This is a genomic window from Cellulomonas sp. P4_A2 (assembly GCF_056402515.1).
This window is the reverse complement of sequence record NZ_JBFUHG010000016.1, coordinates 69655-83967: the sequence shown is the minus strand read 5'-3', so window position 1 is coordinate 83967 and position 14313 is coordinate 69655. Positions and strand designations below refer to the sequence as shown.

Annotated in this window: 23 protein-coding genes; all 23 read right to left on the bottom strand. The window is 67.4% G+C overall.

Annotation, left to right across the window (positions count from 1 at the left end):
* Positions 1 to 2 precede the first annotated feature (2 nt).
* The gene (rpmD, locus tag AC1DUE_RS14985; RefSeq protein WP_028045050.1) at positions 3 to 185 is read right to left on the bottom strand and encodes a 50S ribosomal protein L30; all 183 of its coding nucleotides are present in this window, start codon (positions 183 to 185) and stop codon (positions 3 to 5) included.
* Positions 185 to 856, bottom strand: a complete 672-nt coding sequence (rpsE, locus tag AC1DUE_RS14980) for a 30S ribosomal protein S5 (protein ID WP_477040206.1) — start codon at positions 854 to 856, stop codon at positions 185 to 187. The genes rpmD and rpsE overlap by 1 nt, the downstream gene beginning before the upstream one ends.
* A 40-nt stretch (positions 857 to 896) precedes the next feature.
* Positions 897 to 1268, bottom strand: a complete 372-nt coding sequence (rplR, locus tag AC1DUE_RS14975) for a 50S ribosomal protein L18 (protein ID WP_477040205.1) — start codon at positions 1266 to 1268, stop codon at positions 897 to 899.
* A gap of 2 nt (positions 1269 to 1270) precedes the next feature.
* Entirely contained in the window at positions 1271 to 1810 is a 540-nt protein-coding gene (gene rplF / locus AC1DUE_RS14970) for a 50S ribosomal protein L6 (protein ID WP_477040204.1), read from the bottom strand.
* A gap of 25 nt (positions 1811 to 1835) precedes the next feature.
* A complete protein-coding gene (gene rpsH, locus AC1DUE_RS14965) occupies positions 1836 to 2234 on the bottom strand; it encodes a 30S ribosomal protein S8 (protein WP_028050095.1) in 399 nt (132 codons plus the stop codon).
* 90 nt (positions 2235 to 2324) lie between these two features.
* A complete protein-coding gene (locus AC1DUE_RS14960) occupies positions 2325 to 2510 on the bottom strand; it encodes a type Z 30S ribosomal protein S14 (RefSeq protein WP_028045055.1) in 186 nt (61 codons plus the stop codon).
* Between the two features lie 2 nt (positions 2511 to 2512).
* The gene (rplE, locus tag AC1DUE_RS14955; RefSeq protein WP_477040203.1) at positions 2513 to 3082 is read right to left on the bottom strand and encodes a 50S ribosomal protein L5; all 570 of its coding nucleotides are present in this window, start codon (positions 3080 to 3082) and stop codon (positions 2513 to 2515) included.
* Positions 3082 to 3423: a 50S ribosomal protein L24 gene (gene rplX / locus AC1DUE_RS14950; RefSeq protein ID WP_055912166.1), complete on the bottom strand. Its 342-nt coding sequence runs from the start codon at positions 3421 to 3423 to the stop codon at positions 3082 to 3084. Before rplX ends, rplE begins: the two co-directional genes overlap by 1 nt.
* A 2-nt stretch (positions 3424 to 3425) precedes the next feature.
* On the bottom strand, positions 3426 to 3794 hold the full coding sequence (gene rplN, locus AC1DUE_RS14945; RefSeq protein ID WP_028045058.1) for a 50S ribosomal protein L14: 369 nt from the start codon (positions 3792 to 3794) through the stop codon (positions 3426 to 3428).
* Positions 3795 to 3953: 159 nt separating this feature from the next.
* Positions 3954 to 4247 (bottom strand): 30S ribosomal protein S17, encoded by a 294-nt coding sequence (gene rpsQ / locus AC1DUE_RS14940; RefSeq protein WP_477040202.1) that lies wholly within the window; start codon positions 4245 to 4247, stop codon positions 3954 to 3956.
* A gap of 5 nt (positions 4248 to 4252) precedes the next feature.
* On the bottom strand, positions 4253 to 4492 hold the full coding sequence (gene rpmC, locus AC1DUE_RS14935) for a 50S ribosomal protein L29 (RefSeq protein ID WP_028045060.1): 240 nt from the start codon (positions 4490 to 4492) through the stop codon (positions 4253 to 4255).
* Positions 4492 to 4908 carry a 50S ribosomal protein L16 gene (gene rplP, locus AC1DUE_RS14930; protein WP_028045061.1) on the bottom strand — a complete coding sequence of 139 codons (417 nt, stop codon included), beginning with the start codon at positions 4906 to 4908 and terminating at the stop codon, positions 4492 to 4494. Before rplP ends, rpmC begins: the two co-directional genes overlap by 1 nt.
* 5 nt (positions 4909 to 4913) lie before the next feature.
* The gene (rpsC, locus tag AC1DUE_RS14925; RefSeq protein WP_477040201.1) at positions 4914 to 5756 is read right to left on the bottom strand and encodes a 30S ribosomal protein S3; all 843 of its coding nucleotides are present in this window, start codon (positions 5754 to 5756) and stop codon (positions 4914 to 4916) included.
* A complete protein-coding gene (gene rplV / locus AC1DUE_RS14920; protein ID WP_426593030.1) occupies positions 5756 to 6127 on the bottom strand; it encodes a 50S ribosomal protein L22 in 372 nt (123 codons plus the stop codon). The genes rpsC and rplV overlap by 1 nt, the downstream gene beginning before the upstream one ends.
* Positions 6128 to 6183: 56 nt before the next feature.
* Positions 6184 to 6465: a 30S ribosomal protein S19 gene (gene rpsS / locus AC1DUE_RS14915; protein WP_055912154.1), complete on the bottom strand. Its 282-nt coding sequence runs from the start codon at positions 6463 to 6465 to the stop codon at positions 6184 to 6186.
* Positions 6466 to 6477: 12 nt separating this feature from the next.
* The gene (gene rplB / locus AC1DUE_RS14910) at positions 6478 to 7317 is read right to left on the bottom strand and encodes a 50S ribosomal protein L2 (protein ID WP_477040200.1); all 840 of its coding nucleotides are present in this window, start codon (positions 7315 to 7317) and stop codon (positions 6478 to 6480) included.
* Between the two features lie 16 nt (positions 7318 to 7333).
* On the bottom strand, positions 7334 to 7636 hold the full coding sequence (gene rplW / locus AC1DUE_RS14905; RefSeq protein ID WP_028045066.1) for a 50S ribosomal protein L23: 303 nt from the start codon (positions 7634 to 7636) through the stop codon (positions 7334 to 7336).
* Positions 7633 to 8295, bottom strand: a complete 663-nt coding sequence (gene rplD, locus AC1DUE_RS14900; protein WP_477040283.1) for a 50S ribosomal protein L4 — start codon at positions 8293 to 8295, stop codon at positions 7633 to 7635. The genes rplW and rplD overlap by 4 nt, the downstream gene beginning before the upstream one ends.
* A gap of 2 nt (positions 8296 to 8297) precedes the next feature.
* Entirely contained in the window at positions 8298 to 8957 is a 660-nt protein-coding gene (gene rplC / locus AC1DUE_RS14895) for a 50S ribosomal protein L3 (RefSeq protein WP_034610223.1), read from the bottom strand.
* 22 nt (positions 8958 to 8979) lie between these two features.
* Positions 8980 to 9288 (bottom strand): 30S ribosomal protein S10, encoded by a 309-nt coding sequence (rpsJ, locus tag AC1DUE_RS14890; RefSeq protein ID WP_013117879.1) that lies wholly within the window; start codon positions 9286 to 9288, stop codon positions 8980 to 8982.
* A 534-nt stretch (positions 9289 to 9822) separates the two neighbouring features.
* Positions 9823 to 10752 carry a hypothetical protein gene (locus tag AC1DUE_RS14885; RefSeq protein ID WP_477040199.1) on the bottom strand — a complete coding sequence of 310 codons (930 nt, stop codon included), beginning with the start codon at positions 10750 to 10752 and terminating at the stop codon, positions 9823 to 9825.
* 127 nt (positions 10753 to 10879) lie between these two features.
* Positions 10880 to 12073, bottom strand: coding sequence for an elongation factor Tu (tuf, locus tag AC1DUE_RS14880; protein WP_477040198.1), 1194 nt, complete (start codon positions 12071 to 12073; stop codon positions 10880 to 10882).
* Between the two features lie 125 nt (positions 12074 to 12198).
* A complete protein-coding gene (gene fusA / locus AC1DUE_RS14875; protein ID WP_477040197.1) occupies positions 12199 to 14301 on the bottom strand; it encodes an elongation factor G in 2103 nt (700 codons plus the stop codon).
* Positions 14302 to 14313: the final 12 nt, after the last annotated feature.

Below are 14313 nucleotides of genomic sequence, written 5' to 3'. Positions count from 1 at the left end.
GGTCACTCCACCTCTTCGACCGCGACAAGGTGCGTCACCGTCTTGACCATGCCGCGGATCTCAGGACGGTCCTCCTTGACGACGACGTCGCCGATCCGCTTGAGGCCGAGGGTGCGCAGGGTGTCGCGCTGGTTCTGCTTACCGCCGATGCCAGAACGCGTCTGGGTCACCTTGAGTCGAGCCATCAGGCACCTGCCTTCGTACCCGCCGCAGCGGCCAGGCCGGCGGCCTGGGCGCGCAGGAGGGCAGCCGGGACGACGTGCTCGACCGGGAGACCACGGCGCGCGGCCACGGCCTCGGGACGCTCGAGGCCGCGCAGGGCCGCGACCGTCGCGTGCACGATGTTGATCGCGTTCGACGAACCGAGCGACTTGCTCAGGACGTCGTGGATGCCGGCGCACTCGAGAACGGCGCGCACCGGACCACCGGCGATAACACCGGTACCCGGCGACGCCGGACGCAGGAAGACGACACCGGCAGCGGCCTCACCCTGGATGGGGTGGGGGATGGTGCCCTGGATGCGGGGAACCTTGAAGAAGTTCTTCTTGGCCTCCTCGACGCCCTTGGCGATCGCCGCGGGCACCTCCTTGGCCTTCCCGTAGCCGACACCGACCGTGCCGTCGCCGTCGCCGACCACGACGAGCGCGGTGAAGCTGAAGCGACGACCGCCCTTGACGACCTTGGCGACGCGGTTGATCGTCACGACGCGCTCGAGGAACGCGCTCTTCTCTGCAGAGTCGCGGCCACCACGGCCGCCGTCGCGGCCACCGCGACCGCCGTCGCGACGGTCACCGCCGCCGCCGGCTCCGGCGCCGCCCGCAGGCGCGCCGGTGTTGCTGCGCTGAGGAGCAGCCATCAGATTGTCCTCTTCTTCAGTCCGTTGTTCGTCGTCGTCGTCACAGCTTCAGACCGCCCTCGCGAGCGCCGTCCGCAACCGCTGCGACGCGGCCGTGGTACTTGTTGCCGCCGCGGTCGAAGACGACAGCCTCCAGGCCGGCAGCCTTCGCGCGCTCGGCGATGAGCTCGCCGACCTTGCGGGCCTTGGCCGTCTTGTCGTCGTTCGAGCCGCGCAGGTCGGCCTCGAGGGTCGACGCGGACACGAGCGTCTGGCCGATGCCGTCGTCCACGACCTGCGCCGTGATGTGCCGGGCGGACCGGGTCACGACGAGACGGGGACGAGCAGCCGAGCCGGAGACCTTCTTGCGAAGGCGGACGTGGCGACGCTGGCGGGCCTTGCGCTTGCCCTTGCCGATGATCTTGAGTGCCATGGTTACTTACCGGCCTTTCCGACCTTGCGGCGCACGTTCTCGCCCGCGTACCGCACGCCCTTGCCCTTGTACGGCTCAGGCTTGCGGATCTTGCGGATGTTGGCGGCGACCTCGCCGACCTGCTGCTTGTCGATGCCCTGCACCGAGAAGCGGGTCGGAGCCTCGACGACGAAGGTGATGCCCTCCGGCGGGTTGACCGTGACCGGGTGGCTGAACCCGAGCGCGAACTCGAGGTCCGAACCCTTCGCCGTCACGCGGTAACCGGTACCGACGATCTCGAGCTTCTTGACGTAGCCCTCGGTGACGCCGATGACGAGGTTCGACAGCAGCGTGCGGGTGAGGCCGTGCAGCGAACGCGAGGCGCGCTCGTCGTCGGGGCGGGTGACCACAAGGGCACCTGCCTCGTCGCGCGCGACCTCGATGGGCGCAGCGATCGTGTGGGAGAGAGAACCCTTGGGGCCCTTCACCGTCACGACGGCGCCGTTGATGTTGACCTCGACGCCGGCGGGAACCGGGACGGGGACTCTGCCGATTCGGGACATTGGCTAGCTCCTTTCCGTCTCGGACTTACCAGACGTAGGCGAGGACTTCCCCACCCACGCCCTTCTTGGCGGCCTGCTTGTCGGTGAGGAGACCAGAGGACGTGGACAGGATCGCCACGCCCAGGCCGCCGAGCACCTTGGGCAGGTTGGTCGACTTGGCGTACACGCGCAGGCCCGGCTTGGACACGCGCTTGACACCGGCGAGCGCACGCTCGCGGTTCGGGCCGTACTTCAGCTCGATGATGAGGTTCTTGCCGACGACGGCATCCTCGACCTTCCAGCCCGAGATGTAACCCTCGGCCTGCAGGATCTCCGCGATGTGCGACTTCAGCTTCGAGAACGGGATCAGCACGGTGTCGTGGTGAGCCGAGTTCGCGTTACGCAGCCGCGTGAGCAGGTCTGCGATGGGGTCGGTCATGGTCATGGGGCTATCGCCCTCTCTCGCCGGGGTATCCCGCCCATCTCTGGGCTGGACCTACCGACGCTCGTATTGCCTGAACTACACGTGCGTGGGTTACCAGCTGCTCTTGGTGACGCCGGGAAGCTCGCCACGGTGGGCCATCTCGCGCACGCAGATCCGGCACAGGCCGAACTTGCGGTACACCGAGTGGGGCCGGCCGCAACGCTGGCAGCGCGTGTAGCCACGCACCGCGAACTTCGGCTTGGCAGCAGCCTTGTTCTTGAGGGCAGTCTTCGCCATGGTCAGATCTCCTTGAACGGGAAGCCGAGGAGCTTGAGGAAAGCGCGACCCTCGTCGTCGGTGTCAGCGGTCGTGACGACCGTGATGTCCATCCCGCGGACCCGGTCGATCTTGTCCTGGTCGATCTCGTGGAACACGGACTGCTCCACGAGGCCGAAGGTGTAGTTGCCGTGACCGTCGAACTGCTGCGGCGAGAGGCCACGGAAGTCACGGATGCGCGGGAGCGCGGTCGACAGCAGACGGTCCAGGAACTCCCAGGCACGGTCGCCGCGCAGCGTGACGTGCGCGCCGATCGGCATGCCCTCACGCAGCTTGAACTGCGCGATGGACTTGCGGGCCTTGGTGACCTGGGGCTTCTGGCCGGTGATCTGCGTGAGGTCGCGGATCGCGCCCTCGATCAGCTTGGAGTCCTTGGCGGCCTCGCCGACGCCCATGTTCACGACGACCTTGACCAGCCGCGCGACCTGGTTGATGTTCTCGTGGGAGAACTGCTCGAAGAGCGCGGGGCGGATCTCGTCGTTGTACTTGGTCTTCAGACGGGGCAGCTCGACTGCTGCGAGAGTCTCGGTCATCAGATGTCCTTACCGGAGCGCTTGGCGACGCGGACCCGAACGGTGCGGGTACGGCCGTCGCGCTCGACCTGCTCGGTGCGGTAGCCGACCCGGGTGCCCTTCTTGGTCTCCGGGTCGACGAGCATCACGTTGCTGATGTGGATGGGGGCCTCGATCGTCTCGATGCCACCGGTGCGCGTGCCGCGCTGCGTCTGGCCGGCCTTGACGTGCTTGGTGACGCGCTGGACACCCTCCACGACGAGGCGCTGCGACTCGACGAGGACCTCGAGCACACGGCCCTGCTGTCCCTTGTCGCGGCCGGAGATGACGACGACGAGGTCGCCCTTCTTGATCTTCGCCATGGTCAGAGCACCTCCGGTGCCAGCGAGATGATCTTCATGAACTTCTTGTCGCGCAGCTCGCGCCCGACCGGGCCGAAGATGCGCGTGCCGCGGGGCTCGCCGTCGGCCTTGAGGATCACTGCGGCGTTCTCGTCGAACTTGATGTACGAACCGTCCGGACGGCGGCGCTCCTTGCGGGTGCGCACGATGACCGCCTTGACGACATCGCCCTTCTTGACGTTGCCGCCGGGGATGGCGTCCTTGACGGTGGCGACGATGACGTCACCGATGCCTGCGTAACGACGGCCGGAACCGCCGAGAACACGGATGCACAGGATCTCCTTGGCACCAGTGTTGTCAGCGACACGAAGCCGCGACTCCTGCTGAATCATTACTACTCCTGTCGTCTGGCGGGTTCTCGTGCTGGTCAGCGCGAGCCTGGCCGAACGGATAGTTGCCGTGATGCACACGTTGCGCCGGGTGTCGCTGCTGCGTCACCCGGCGCCCGTGGGCAACTGGGGGTCGTGCTGGTCTTACTGGGCTTACTTGGCTTACTTAGCCTTCTCGAGGACCTCGACCAGGCGGAAGCGCTTGGTGGCGCTCAGCGGCCGAGTCTCCATGATGAGGACGAGGTCGCCGACGCCGGCAGTGCCGTTCTCGTCGTGCGCCTTGACCTTGCTCGTCCGACGGATGACCTTGCCGTAGAGCGGGTGCTTGACCCGGTCCTCGACCTCGACCACCACGGTCTTGTCCATCTTGTCGCTGACCACGTAGCCGCGGCGCGTCTTGCGGTCGCCACGCTTCTCGGCGACAGCGGTCGTCTTCTCGTTCTTCTCGTCTGCCATCAGTCTCACTCGCTCGCGCTCGGGGCGGTACGGATGCCGAGCTCGCGCTCACGCAGGATCGTGTAGATCCGCGCGATGTCGCGACGAACGGCCTTCAGACGCCCGTGGCTCTCGAGCTGACCGGTTGCCGACTGGAAGCGGAGGTTGAACAGCTCCTCCTTGGACTTCTTCAGCTCGGCGACCAGCTTGTCGTCGTCGAAGGTGTCCAGCTCGCTGGGAGCCAGCTCCTTGGTGCCGATAGTCATCAGTTACCACCCTCGCGAACCACGAAACGTGTCTTCATCGGGAGCTTGTGCTGGGCGCGACGCATGGCCTCGCGCGCCAGGGGCTCCGGGACGCCGGCGAGCTCGAAGAGAACTCGGCCCGGCTTGACGTTGGCGATCCACCACTCCGGCGAGCCCTTGCCGGAACCCATGCGGGTCTCGGCGGGCTTCTTCGTGAGGGGGCGGTCCGGGTAGATGTTGATCCAGACCTTCCCTCCACGCTTGATGTGGCGGGTCATGGCAATACGTGCAGCCTCGATCTGCCGGTTCGTGACATACGCAGGCTCGAGAGCCTGGATGCCGAACTCACCGAACGAGATCGCGGTACCACCGGTCGCGGCGCCGGAACGCCCCGGGTGGTGCTGCTTGCGGTGCTTCAGCCTGCGCGGGATGAGCATTGCGGTCAGGCCTCCGTTCCGGTGTCAGTTGCGGGTGCCGCTGCCTCGGCCGGAGCCTCGACTGCAGCCTCAGGAGCGGCGTCACGGTCGCGACGAGGAGCGCCACCGGCACGGGGGCCGCGGTCACCGCGGTCACCGCCGGGACGGTCCGTCCGCGGGCCACGAGCCGGGCGCGGGGCCTGGGTCGCCTGCTCGCGAGCAAACTCCTTCTCGGTCATGTCGCCCTTGTAGACCCACACCTTGACGCCGATGCGCCCGAAGGTCGTGCGAGCCTCGAAGAACCCGTAGTCGATGTTCGCGCGGAGCGTGTGCAGGGGCACGCGGCCCTCGCGGTAGAACTCCGTGCGGCTCATCTCCGCGCCGCCGAGGCGGCCGGAGACCTGCACGCGGATGCCCTTGGCACCGGCGCGCTGGGCAGACTGGATGCCCTTGCGCATGGCGCGGCGGAACGAGACGCGGCTCGCCAGCTGCTCGGCGATGCCCTGGGCGACCAGCTGAGCCTCGATCTCGGCGTTCTTGACCTCGAGGATGTTCAGCTGGACCTGCTTGCCCGTGAGCTTCTCGAGCTCGCCACGGATGCGGTCGGCCTCCGCGCCACGACGCCCGATGACGATGCCCGGGCGGGCGGTGTGGATGTCGACACGAACGCGGTCACGCGTGCGCTCGATCTCGACCTTGGCGATACCGGCGCGCTCGAGACCCGTGCTCATGAGCTTGCGGATCTTGACGTCCTCGCCCACGTAGTCGCGGTAGCGCTGACCCGGCTTGGTCGAGTCGGCGAACCAACGCGAACGGTGGTCGGTCGTGATGCCCAGGCGGTACCCGAGCGGGTTGACTTTCTGTCCCACTATCGGGCCCTTCCCTTCGAGGTCTCACGCTCAGCGACGACCACGGTGATGTGGCTCGTGCGCTTGAGGATCTGACTGGCACGGCCCTGCGCACGCGGACGGAACCGCTTGAGCGTCGGGCCCTCGTCGACGAACACCTCAGAGATGTAGAGGTCGCTCTCGTCGAGACGCTCGTTGCTGCGCTTGGCAGCCTCACGAGCGTTCGCGATCGCGCTCTCGACGACCTTGAGGACGGTCTCCCCCGCGGCCTGCGGTGCGAACTTCAGCACCGCCACGGCCTCGCCGGCCTGCTTGCCACGGATGAGGTCCACGACGCGCCGGGCCTTCTGGGGCGTGACGCGGACGAACCGCGCCTTCGCCTTGGCTTCCATTGCTGTCCTGCCTTCTTGTCTCTGCCGGTGAGGGCGTCGCCTGGCTGACCCGGGGGTCAGCGGCGACGACCCTTCCGGTCGTCCTTCTCGTGGCCGCGGAACGTCCGCGTCGGGGCGAACTCGCCGAGCTTGTGCCCGACCATCGCCTCCGTCACGAACACCGGGGTGTGCTTGCGTCCGTCGTGCACGGCGAACGTGTGGCCGAGGAAGTCCGGCGTGATGACCGAACGGCGCGACCACGTCTTGATGACGTTCTTCGTGCCGGCGGTGTTCTGGACGTCGACCTTCTTCTGCAGGTGACCGTCGACGAACGGGCCCTTCTTCAGGCTACGTGGCATCTCAGGCTCCTATCAGCGCTTGTTCTTGCCGGTGCGCCGACGGCGCACGATGAGCTTGTCGCTCGGCTTGTTCGGACGACGGGTACGACCCTCGGCCTGGCCCCACGGGCTGACGGGGTGACGTCCACCGGACGTCTTGCCCTCGCCACCACCGTGCGGGTGGTCGATCGGGTTCATGGCGACACCACGGACGGTCGGGCGCTTGCCCTTCCAGCGCATGCGGCCGGCCTTGCCCCAGTTGATGTTCGACTGCTCGGCGTTGCCCACCTCGCCGACCGTCGCGCGGCAGCGCAGGTCGACGTTGCGGATCTCACCGGACGGCATACGCAGCTGGGCGTAGGCACCGTCCTTGGCGACGAGCTGCACGGACGCACCAGCCGAACGCGCGATCTTCGCACCGCCACCGGGCCGGAGCTCGATCGCGTGGATGACCGTACCGGTCGGGATGTTGCGCAGCGGCAGGTTGTTGCCGGGCTTGATATCGGCGCCGGGGCCGTTCTCGATGCGGTCGCCCTGCGCCAGCTTGTTCGGCGCGATGATGTAACGCTTCTCGCCGTCCGCGTAGTGCAGGAGCGCGATGCGGGCGGTGCGGTTGGGGTCGTACTCGATGTGAGCGACCTTGGCCGGCACGCCGTCCTTGTCATGGCGACGGAAGTCGATGACGCGGTACGCACGCTTGTGACCGCCACCCTGGTGGCGCGTGGTGATGCGACCCGTGGAGTTGCGGCCGCCCGTCTTGTGGAGGGGACGGACGAGCGACTTCTCCGGCGTGGATCGCGTGATCTCGACGAAGTCGGCCACGCTCGAGCCACGACGGCCCGGCGTTGTCGGCTTGTACTTACGGATTCCCATGAGTTCTCAGTCCTTCTCAGCCGACCGGACCACCGAAGATGTCGATCGTGCCCTCGCGGAGGGTGACGATCGCACGCTTCGTGTCCTTGCGGCGGCCGGTGCCGAAACGGGTCCGACGGGACTTGCCCTGCCGGTTCGCGGTGTTGACCGAGTCGACCTTGACGCCGAAGACCTGCTCGACGGCAATCTTGATCTCGGTCTTGTTCGCCCGCGGGTCGACGAGGAAGGTGTACTTCCCCTCGTCGAGCAGGCCATAGCTCTTCTCGGAGACGACCGGCGCGAGCAGGATGTCGCGCGGGTTCTTGCCGATGTCGGTCACTTGGTCTCCTCCTTGGCAACGGAGGACGTGGGACCCGCGAGGAACGCGTCGAGCGCGCCCTGCGTGAACACGACGTCGTCCGAGATCAGGACGTCGTAGGTGTTGAGCTGGTCAGCGACCAGCAGGTGCACCCGCTCGACGTTCCGCAGCGACTTCCACGTGATCTCGTCCTGACGCTCGACGACGACCAGGACGTTCTTGCGTCCCGAGAGGTTGTCGAGCACGGCGAGCGCGGACTTGGTCGACGGCGCGGTGCCCGGGGCGAAACCCCTGACGACGTGCACGCGGCCGGCACGAGCGCGGTCCGAGAGAGCACCGCGGAGCGCCGCGGCCTTCATCTTCTTGGGGGTGCGCTGTGCGTACTCACGCGGGGTGGGGCCGTGAACGACGCCACCACCGGCGAACTGCGGAGCACGCGTCGAACCCTGACGGGCGCGGCCGGTGCCCTTCTGCTTGTACGGCTTGCGGCCACCACCACGGACCTCGCCACGAGACTTCGTGTCGTGGGTGCCCTGGCGAGCCGCCGCGCGCTGCGCGACGACGACCTGGTGGATCAGCGGGATGTTGGTCTGAACGTCGAAGACCTCGGCGGGCAGATCGGTGGAACCGGTCTTCTTGCCCTCGAAGTCGACGACGTCGACGGTCAGCGTGTCAGACATGGTCACGCCCCCTTCACAGCGGAACGCACGACCACGACGCCACCCTTGGGGCCGGGAACGGCACCCTTGACGAGGAGAAAGCCCCGCTCGACGTCGACCGCGTGCACGGTCAGGTTCTGGGTGGTCTGGCGGTCCACGCCCATGCGACCGGCCATCTTGATGCCCTTGAACACGCGCGACGGCGTCGAAGCGCCACCGATCGAGCCGGGCTTGCGGTGGTTGCGGTGCGCACCGTGCGAGGCGCCGACGCCGTGGAAGCCGTGACGCTTCATGACACCGGCGGTGCCCTTGCCCTTGGTGGTGCCGATGACGTCCACGAGCGCGCCGGCCTCGAACAGGTCGGCGGTGAGCTCCTGGCCGAGCGTGAACTCGGAGGCGTTCGGCGTGCGGATCTCGGCCACGTGCCGGCGCGGCGTGACGCCGGCCTTCTCGAAGTGGCCCTTCAGCGGCTTGGTGACCTTGCGCGGGTCGATCTGGCCGTGGGCCAGCTGGACCGCGGCGTAGCCGTCAGCGTCAGCGGAGCGCACCTGGGTCACGACGTTCGTGCCGACAGCGACCACGGTGACGGGAACGAGACGACCGTTGTCGTCCCACACCTGCGTCATGCCGAGCTTCGTGCCGATCAGAGCCGTGACTGCGCGCTCGTTCTGCTGGGTAACCATAGAAATCAGTTCCTTCCCAGCGTCAGAGCTTGATCTCGATGTTCACGTCCGCAGGCAGGTCGAGACGCATGAGCGAGTCGACGGCCTTCGGCGTGGGATCGATGATGTCGATGAGCCGCTTGTGCGTGCGCATCTCGAAGTGCTCGCGGCTGTCCTTGTACTTGTGGGGCGACCGGATGACGCAGAAAACGTTCTTCTCCGTCGGCAGCGGCACCGGACCCACGACCGACGCACCAGCGCGAGTCACCGTGTCGACGATCTTGCGCGCCGAGCTGTCGATGACTTCGTGGTCGTAGGACTTGAGCCTGATGCGGATCTTCTGTCCCGCCATGGCGCGTCTACTTCTCTCTCTTCATGAACCGGTCCGTCCGACCCCCGCACTCGGGCGTGTCGCTTGGCGCGACACACCGTTGCGCTGCGTACCGTTGTCGGCACGAGATCGGTGGTTGTTGTCGGGCGCCAACCTCCGGGTGAACCCGGGGTCCAGACGCCGTCCACGTGTGCGAGCCCCGTCGTGTGCAGCGCGCGCAAACGCGCCGCCCTCGACTAGGCAACCTGAACAGTGTGCCAGACCGGGCGCCGGAACTCCAATCGCCTAGGTCACACCAGCCGGGGATTCCCGCGTGATCTCCAGCACTCCGGCCAGGCGGCCCGCGTAACGGGCTTCGGCACCTGGCGTCGGACCACCACCGAACGCCATCCGCCGTCATCGAGCGCCGCCGCGCGTCGCCCAACGCGTCCCCCACAGGACAGCGGTGGATGACGGACGACCGCTCTCGACGACGCGGGATAGCGCGCGCGGGAAAGGGGAACGCGCGCGGGGCGCCGACGGGACCGCGCGGCCGGCGGCATGTTGCCCGGCGTGTCAGCGGACGCCGGCGGCGCGGAGCCGGGTCACCATCGGACCGCCCGTCCAGGCGTCGGCCCAGGTCCATCGCACGACGGCCGCGCCGGTGCTGCGGATGCGGTCCTCACGTTGCTTCTCCCGCCACAGCCGGTCGGCGGCGGCACGAGGGTCCTCGTCGACCGCGACCCCGTACTTCTGACGACCGTCGAACTCACCGACCACGCCGCACCCGGGCCACCAGAAGTCCACGCGTCCGACGAACCCCCGCGCGTCCGACACGACGTGCTGGAGCACCGGTGCCGGGACCCCCAGCTGATGCATCCGCACCCGGCTGAGCGACTCTCCGACGGACTCGGCCGCAGGCGAGGCGAACCCGACCATGCTTCGCGCGTCCCGGACGCCCCGCACGGCACCTATCACGGCGACCTCTCGTGCGAGTTCCGAGAGCGTCGTCATGCGCTCGCGCAAGGCGTGGTCGGCGGCGCAGACGCCGGCGAGGAGCCCAGCCGCGCGTGCCAGGTCGACGACCGTCCTCGCCACCGGTGTGAGCCGAAGCCCCTCCACCTCTGCGACGTCGTCCACGCCGGCCGCGGCGTGCCGCACCACTGCATGACTGGAGCGTCCGCCGCTCGCGGGCGCGTGGGTCACGTGCACGCTCGACCCCCGACGCCCGACCATCGGCAGGTTCCACACCGCCGCGGCGGACCAATGCGAGAGGACCGCGGACTCGAGACCTCGCGCCGCCGCGACGACAGTCACGCGGTAGCGCTCGTCGTCGGACATCGCCTTCCAGGTGCGCGCGCCGAGGTACCACCCCCGACGGACGCGGACCAGGTCACCTCGTCTGCACGCGGCCGCGAGGTAGGCGCGGTCGTGGCCGACGGTGGCCCCACGGACGCCAGCGACCGCGAGCAGTCCCGCGTCAGGAAGCACGCCCACGATGTCCACCTGCGCACCCTAGAAACGTCACACGACGTCCGACGGCGCTTGTCCACAGCCCGCCGACGCGCACCCGAGTGCCGGTCGCCTTGGCGACCGGGCCCTTCTGCAGATCAGCTGCCCCGAGGGGCTCGCATCACTTGATGATCTTGATGACCTTGCCCGAGCCGACGGTGCGGCCACCCTCGCGGATGGCGAAGCCGAGGCCCTCTTCCATCGCGATGGGCTGGATGAGGTTCACGTGGATCTCGGTGTTGTCGCCGGGCATGACCATCTCGGTGCCCTCGGGCAGCGTGATGACGCCGGTGACGTCGGTGGTGCGGAAGTAGAACTGGGGGCGGTAGTTCCCGTAGAACGGGTTGTGACGGCCACCCTCGTCCTTGGCCAGGATGTAGACCTGGCCCTCGAACTCGGTGTGCGGCGTGATCGAGCCGGGCTTGACGACGACCTGGCCGCGCTCGACCTCCTCGCGCTTCGTGCCACGAAGGAGCAGACCGACGTTCTCGCCGGCCTCGGCGTAGTCGAGCAGCTTGCGGAACATCTCGACGCCGGTGACCGTGGTCTTGATCGCCTTCTCCTTGATGCCGACGATCTCCACCTCCTCGTTCACCTTGAGCTTGCCGCGCTCCACGCGACCGGTGACGACGGTGCCACGACCGGTGATCGTGAAGACGTCCTCGATCGGCATGAGGAAGGGCTTGTCGATGTCGCGCACCGGGTCCGGGACGCTCTCGTCGACGGCGTCCAGCAGGTCCTGCACGGACTGGACCCACACCGGGTCGCCCTCGAGGGCCTTCAGGCCCGAGACGCGCACGACGGGGACGTTGTCGCCGTCGAAGCCCTGCGCGGTGAGGAGCTCGCGCACCTCGACCTCGACGAGCTCCAGGATCTCCTCGTCGTCGACCATGTCGGTCTTGTTCAGTGCGACGAGCAGGTACGGCACGCCGACCTGACGGGCGAGCAGGACGTGCTCACGCGTCTGGGCCATCGGGCCGTCGGTGGCGGCGACCACGAGGATCGCGCCGTCCATCTGCGCGGCACCGGTGATCATGTTCTTGATGTAGTCCGCGTGCCCGGGAGCGTCGACGTGAGCGTAGTGACGCTTCTCCGTCTGGTACTCCACGTGCGCGATGTTGATGGTGATGCCGCGCTGCTTCTCCTCAGGGGCCTTGTCGATCTCGTCGAAAGGCGTGAAGGGGTTCAGGTCCGGGTACTTGTCGTGCAGCACCTTCGAGATGGCCGCGGTCAGCGTCGTCTTGCCGTGGTCGACGTGGCCGATCGTGCCGATGTTGACGTGCGGCTTCGTCCGCTCGAACTTCGCCTTGCCCACTGGGTGTCCTCCTCAGGACTTGGTAGAGATTGGCCGACGTTGTGCGGCTACCGGACGGTAGCCGCTTGACGCGGCGTCCTACGGGTCGGTTTGTGTGATGGAACTACAGATGTCGACCTGTGGGACTACTCGCCCCGGGTCTTCTTGATGATTTCCTCGGCAACGTTCCGAGGAACCTCGGCGTAGCTGTCGAACTGCATCGAGTACACCGCGCGACCCTGGGTCTTCGACCGCAGGTCACCGACGTACCCGAACATCTCGGAAAGGGGGACCTGCGCACGGACGACCTTCACGCCCGTCGCGTCCTCCATGGACTGGATCATGCCGCGGCGCGAGTTGATGTCGCCGATGACGTCACCCATGTACTCCTCAGGGGTACGGACCTCGACGGCCATGACCGGCTCCAGGAGAACCGGGTCGGCCTTGCGGACCGCTTCCTTGAGGATCATCGAGCCCGCGATCTTGAACGCCATCTCCGAGGAGTCGACGTCGTGCGCGGCACCGTCGAGCAGGATCGCCTTGACGCCCACGAGCGGGAAGCCCGCGAGGACGCCGAGCTGCATCGCGCTCTGGATCCCGGCGTCGACCGACGGGATGTACTCGCGCGGGATGCGGCCACCGGTGACCTTGTTCGAGAACTCGTAGATCTCGCCGTCGGCGGTGTCCAGCGGCTCGAAGGTCATCTGCACCTTGGCGTACTGGCCGGAGCCACCCGTCTGCTTCTTGTGCGTGTAGTCGATCTTCTCGACCGAGCGACGGATCGTCTCGCGGTAGGCCACCTGCGGCTTGCCGACGTTGGCCTCGACCTTGAACTCGCGACGCATGCGGTCGACGAGGATGTCGAGGTGGAGCTCGCCCATGCCGCCGATGACGGTCTGGCCGGTCTCCTCGTCGTGCTTGACGCGGAAGGTCGGGTCCTCCTCGGCCAGCTTCTGGATGGCCACGGAGAGCTTCTCCTGGTCACCCTTCGTCTTCGGCTCGATGGCGACGTCGATGACCGGCTCCGGGAACGTCATGGACTCGAGCACGACCGGGTGTGCCGGGTCGCACAGGGTGTCGCCCGTGGTGACGTCCTTCAGACCGATGAAGGCGTAGATGTGGCCGGCCGTGGCGTCCTCGACCGGGTTCTCCTTGTTGGAGTGCATCTGGAAGAGCTTCCCGATGCGCTCCTTCTTGTTCTTGGTCGAGTTGAGCACCTGGGCGCCCTGCGCGACCTTGCCGGAGTACACCCGGACGTAGGTCAGCTTGCCGAAGAACGGGTGCGAGGCGACCTTGAACGCGAGGGCCGAGAACGGCTCCGTCGAGTCGGGGTGGCGCTCGACGACGAGCTCGGGGTCCTTCATGTCGTGGCCCTCGACAGCCGGGACGTCCAGGGGCGTCGGCAGGTAGTCGATGACGGCGTCGAGCATGGGCTGGACGCCCTTGTTCTTGAACGCCGAGCCGCACAGGACGGGGTACGCCTGCGACTTGACCGTGAGCTGGCGGATGCCGGCCTTGATCTCGGCCTCGGTCAGCTCCTCGCCACCGAGGAACTTCTCGAGCAGCTCGTCGTCGGTCTCGGCGACGGCCTCGAGGAGCTCGGCGCGGTACTGCTCCGCCTTCTCGACGAGGTCGGCCGGGATGTCCTCGACCTCGTACTTCTCGCCCAGGGCGGTCTCGCCGCGCCAGACGAGGGCACGCATGGTGACCAGGTCGACGACGCCGATGAAGTCGTTCTCGGAGCCGATGGGCAGCTGGATGACCAGCGGCTTGGCCTTGAGTCGGTCGACGATCGTCTTGACCGTGAAGTAGAAGTCGGCGCCGAGCTTGTCCATCTTGTTGACGAAGCAGATGCGCGGGACGTCGTACTTGTCGGCCTGACGCCAGACGGTCTCGGACTGGGGCTCGACGCCCTCCTTGCCGTCGAACACGGCGACGGCACCGTCGAGGACGCGCAGCGAGCGCTCCACCTCGACCGTGAAGTCCACGTGGCCGGGCGTGTCGATGATGTTGATCTGGTTGTCGTGCCAGTAGCAGGTCGTCGCGGCGGACGTGATCGTGATGCCGCGCTCCTGCTCCTGCTCCATCCAGTCCATCGTCGACGCACCGTCGTGCGTCTCACCGATCTTGTAGTTGACCCCGGTGTAGAACAGGATCCGCTCGGTGGTCGTCGTCTTGCCGGCATCGATGTGAGCCATGATGCCGATGTTGCGGACCTTCGTGAGGTCCGTCAGCACATCCAGTGCCACGTGAGTTGCCCC

What these genes read in the sequence shown, in the direction of transcription:
- rpmD (WP_028045050.1), bottom strand. Translation starts at nt 185, where the DNA reads ATGGCTCGACTCAAGGTGACCCAGACGCGTTCTGGCATCGGCGGTAAG.
- rpsE (WP_477040206.1), bottom strand. Translation starts at nt 856, where the DNA reads ATGGCTGCTCCTCAGCGCAGCAACACCGGCGCGCCTGCGGGCGGCGCC.
- rplR (WP_477040205.1), bottom strand. Translation starts at nt 1,268, where the DNA reads ATGGCACTCAAGATCATCGGCAAGGGCAAGCGCAAGGCCCGCCAGCGT.
- rplF (WP_477040204.1), bottom strand. Translation starts at nt 1,810, where the DNA reads ATGTCCCGAATCGGCAGAGTCCCCGTCCCGGTTCCCGCCGGCGTCGAG.
- rpsH (WP_028050095.1), bottom strand. Translation starts at nt 2,234, where the DNA reads ATGACCATGACCGACCCCATCGCAGACCTGCTCACGCGGCTGCGTAAC.
- AC1DUE_RS14960 (WP_028045055.1), bottom strand. Translation starts at nt 2,510, where the DNA reads ATGGCGAAGACTGCCCTCAAGAACAAGGCTGCTGCCAAGCCGAAGTTC.
- rplE (WP_477040203.1), bottom strand. Translation starts at nt 3,082, where the DNA reads ATGACCGAGACTCTCGCAGCAGTCGAGCTGCCCCGTCTGAAGACCAAG.
- rplX (WP_055912166.1), bottom strand. Translation starts at nt 3,423, where the DNA reads ATGGCGAAGATCAAGAAGGGCGACCTCGTCGTCGTCATCTCCGGCCGC.
- rplN (WP_028045058.1), bottom strand. Translation starts at nt 3,794, where the DNA reads ATGATTCAGCAGGAGTCGCGGCTTCGTGTCGCTGACAACACTGGTGCC.
- rpsQ (WP_477040202.1), bottom strand. Translation starts at nt 4,247, where the DNA reads ATGGCAGACGAGAAGAACGAGAAGACGACCGCTGTCGCCGAGAAGCGT.
- rpmC (WP_028045060.1), bottom strand. Translation starts at nt 4,492, where the DNA reads ATGACTATCGGCACCAAGGAGCTGGCTCCCAGCGAGCTGGACACCTTC.
- rplP (WP_028045061.1), bottom strand. Translation starts at nt 4,908, where the DNA reads ATGCTCATCCCGCGCAGGCTGAAGCACCGCAAGCAGCACCACCCGGGG.
- rplV (WP_426593030.1), bottom strand. Translation starts at nt 6,127, where the DNA reads ATGGAAGCCAAGGCGAAGGCGCGGTTCGTCCGCGTCACGCCCCAGAAG.
- rpsS (WP_055912154.1), bottom strand. Translation starts at nt 6,465, where the DNA reads ATGCCACGTAGCCTGAAGAAGGGCCCGTTCGTCGACGGTCACCTGCAG.
- rplB (WP_477040200.1), bottom strand. Translation starts at nt 7,317, where the DNA reads ATGGGAATCCGTAAGTACAAGCCGACAACGCCGGGCCGTCGTGGCTCG.
- rplD (WP_477040283.1), bottom strand. Translation starts at nt 8,295, where the DNA reads ATGTCTGACACGCTGACCGTCGACGTCGTCGACTTCGAGGGCAAGAAG.
- rplC (WP_034610223.1), bottom strand. Translation starts at nt 8,957, where the DNA reads ATGGTTACCCAGCAGAACGAGCGCGCAGTCACGGCTCTGATCGGCACG.
- rpsJ (WP_013117879.1), bottom strand. Translation starts at nt 9,288, where the DNA reads ATGGCGGGACAGAAGATCCGCATCAGGCTCAAGTCCTACGACCACGAA.